Origin of the sequence: Clostridium sp., assembly GCF_030532265.1 — a bacterium.
Classification (GTDB): Bacteria; Bacillota; Clostridia; order Clostridiales; family Clostridiaceae; genus Clostridium.
Window position 1 is genome coordinate 1 of sequence record NZ_JAUNLM010000118.1, and the last position, 2,921, is coordinate 2,921.

Annotated in this window: 3 protein-coding genes; 1 reads left to right on the forward strand and 2 read right to left on the reverse strand. The window is 25.0% G+C overall.

The window, feature by feature from the left end; genetic code table 11:
- Positions 1–1,125, reverse strand: a 1,125-nt coding sequence (gene mobV / locus Q4E08_RS12005) for a MobV family relaxase (RefSeq protein ID WP_303131240.1), incomplete at its 3' end; no start/stop codon positions are given.
- A gap of 421 nt (positions 1,126–1,546) precedes the next feature.
- On the opposite strand from mobV, the gene Q4E08_RS12010 reads away from it, so the two are divergent.
- The gene (locus Q4E08_RS12010; RefSeq protein ID WP_303131242.1) at positions 1,547–1,687 is read left to right on the forward strand and encodes a hypothetical protein; all 141 of its coding nucleotides are present in this window, start codon (positions 1,547–1,549) and stop codon (positions 1,685–1,687) included.
- 121 nt (positions 1,688–1,808) lie between these two features.
- Here the strand turns inward: Q4E08_RS12010 and Q4E08_RS12015 are convergent, their stop codons facing one another.
- A complete protein-coding gene (locus Q4E08_RS12015; RefSeq protein ID WP_303131243.1) occupies positions 1,809–2,855 on the reverse strand; it encodes a protein rep in 1,047 nt (348 codons plus the stop codon).
- Positions 2,856–2,921: the final 66 nt, after the last annotated feature.

The window sequence follows — 2,921 nt, forward strand, 5'->3', positions numbered from 1 at the left end:
ATTTAAATTTTTAATTTTTATTTTTCTAAAAAAATTATTTTTTTGTTCTAAAGATTTTATATTATTTTCTTTATAAAAAATTTTAAGTTCTTTTTCTTGATCTTGAACTTTAGATTTTAAATTTTTATTATTCAATTTTAGATTTTCATTTTCCAATTTTAAAGAATCTATTTCAGCTCTATTTTTAATTTTAACCTGTCTTTCTAATTGCTCTTTTAGTTTTTCTTTTTTATTTTCAAAATTTAATAAACCATAATCAAATGATTTTATTTTTTTTATAGCTCTATTTAACTCTTTAGTTAATCTTTCATTTTCTGATGAAAGATTTTTATTTTTATTTTTTAAATTTGTATTATCTATCAAAGTTTTTTCATATCCAGATATTATTTTAGCATAATCATTCTCTTTAAGCGATATTTTACCCCCTAGGAGCGTTTTTTGGGTTTTAATAGACTTTATGGTGTCAATTTCATTTGAAACGCTTAGAAGGGCATTTAAACGCTCTGTAAGAGTATCTATTTTATATTCTAATTCTTTAGACTTCTTTTTTTTAAATTCATGAATATCTTTTATATTCCCTTTTTCTTTTGTTTTTCCATTACCCCTAATAACATCAAATCCAAGATTTTTAAGATAATTAGAAGCTTCTGTATGCACTTTATTAAGTTTATTCCTAGTAACTACATGTTTACATTGCAATTTCCCATTCTCAAGGTTTATAGGGACAAAATGAAGGTGCATATGTGGAGCAGTTTCATCTAGATGAACTTTAGCTGATATTACATTCTCTTTTCCAAACTCATCACAAAAATAATTATAAGTTGCTTTAAAATAATCTTTTGTTTTTTCAATTCCCCATAATTCAGATTGATCTTTTGGTACTGTAATAATATTAGAGCAATCAACAACAGAATTTTTCTGAATTCTTGAAATATCTCTAACTTCATCAACTCTCTTTTTAACTCTTTGATATAAATTTAAATTACTCTTAACTAAATCATAATTTAAATGAGTTTTTTCTAAATCTATATTGCCATTCCTTATGTATCCCTCTCTATTTTGTTCCTTCTCCAATCCTTTAACATCTGACATTATATTCTTTTGAATATTCCAAGCAAATTCCATACAAAAACCTCCTTAAATTTTAATTTTTAAAAGTAAAACAAAACCAATAAAAAGTATGGCAAAAGTATGGGCTAATTGTGGGCTAATTAGGTTTTTGTAATACTCTTTTATAACAAGAGTATAGCAAGTTATACCCTTTAGTCAAAGGAACTTGCTCTCCGAGGGTAGGGCTTTGCCCTCGCAATGCTCACCCATAAACTTTTAAAAAAGCTTAACCAAAACTTTTATTCACTCGCCGTTTGGCAGGAAGTCGCATTTTAAAAAATGCAACTTCGTTGCTCTAGTGTTTAGTGATATAATTCATCAAGATAGTATTTTAAAAATTTTCTTAGGCAGCCAATGATCCATTTAAAAAATTGGAATTGTCAGCCACGAAATTTTTTAAAATCTCCATCTTGATTTCAGCTAAGGAAGTGATTTTATGAAAGATGAAAAATTAATTATGAATATACTAAAGAATATTGATTTAAAAATAGATTTAAACTTAGATAAAATAAGTAAATCAATAGAAAATATAAATGAGAAATTAGATAAAATATCTTATAATTTAAAAAGCGACTAAATTTTAGTCGCTTTTATTTGAGTGTTTATAAATAGTTTTATGTAAGTGAGTACCATAGTTACTAAAGTGTTATTATACTAAAAAATAAATAAAAAAGGCACTAAATTAGTACCTTTTTTATTTAATCTATTTCCATTTCATCAATAAGATTGCCATTTACTTTTATTTTTTCTTCTTCAGTCAGCTCTCTTAATTTCTGTTCTTCATAATTTTTTTTATGCCAATCATAATATAGAGCATATACATACTGGATATTATCTTTTTCTTTATAATCTTCAAGTTTTTTATCTTTAAAAAGTTTATTAGCATCTTTAAATAAACCACTATAAACCATTGTTTGCTTTCCTTTTAATGAACTATAAAAAACTTTAAAAACTGGCTTACTTACTAAATAATCAGTATCTTTAGCTGAATACTTTGCAAGTTCGTAAACTTCTTTATAGTCATTAATTTTAGCTTTTCTTACGTCAACTTGAGTTATTAAATTATTTCTAGTTGCTTTTCTCCAAAGTTCAAGCCATCTTTCTTGTTTTATATAATATCTAGAAGTAAAATAACTTTTATCAACTGCCAAAACAACGTGAAAATGAGGATTATATGTATCAAAGTTTGGTTCTAAATCTCCAATTTCTAAGCCTTTATTTTGATAATATTTCTTTTTCTTTTTCCAAAGCCCTTTAGTTATATACTTTTCTTTTTGATATGTTACTTCAAGTTTTCTTATATATCCCTTAACTATTGATTTTACTTCTTTAGTCTGCATTAATCTTTGAAAAGATTTATTATAATCTTTTATGCTTTCTTCTAGCTCGTCCCCTTTTACATTAGGGGTTGTTAAAGTTAAGAATATAAATTCTTTATGTTCTTCTTTTCTTAAATAATCCATAAGAATACTTATCTTTAAGCTATCTTTACAAGATACCCTCCAACCACACATTGGACAAAATCTGTTACCACAGAAATTACCTGAATGTAATTTTTTATTTTCCAAATTTAAGTCCCCCAATAACATTAAAAAAGTTCCACAGTCTTTAATTCGTTCTATCATTTTTTTTGAAACTGATGACTCAATATAATTACTGAATTTTGGATTTTTTAATCTTTTACTTGTACATTTTTCAATTATTTCTTCTTGTATTTTTTGATTATTTTTGTTATTATTATTCATGTTAATTAAATAGAAATTTAATGAGGAAAACCTCATCAAAAAACTTGCTCCTTTCGTAGTAGATTT

Coding starts and splice junctions, on each gene's coding strand:
- Q4E08_RS12010 (WP_303131242.1), top strand. CDS start 1,547: ATGAAAGATGAAAAATTAATTATGAATATACTAAAGAATATTGATTTA.
- Q4E08_RS12015 (WP_303131243.1), bottom strand. CDS start 2,855: ATGAATAATAATAACAAAAATAATCAAAAAATACAAGAAGAAATAATT.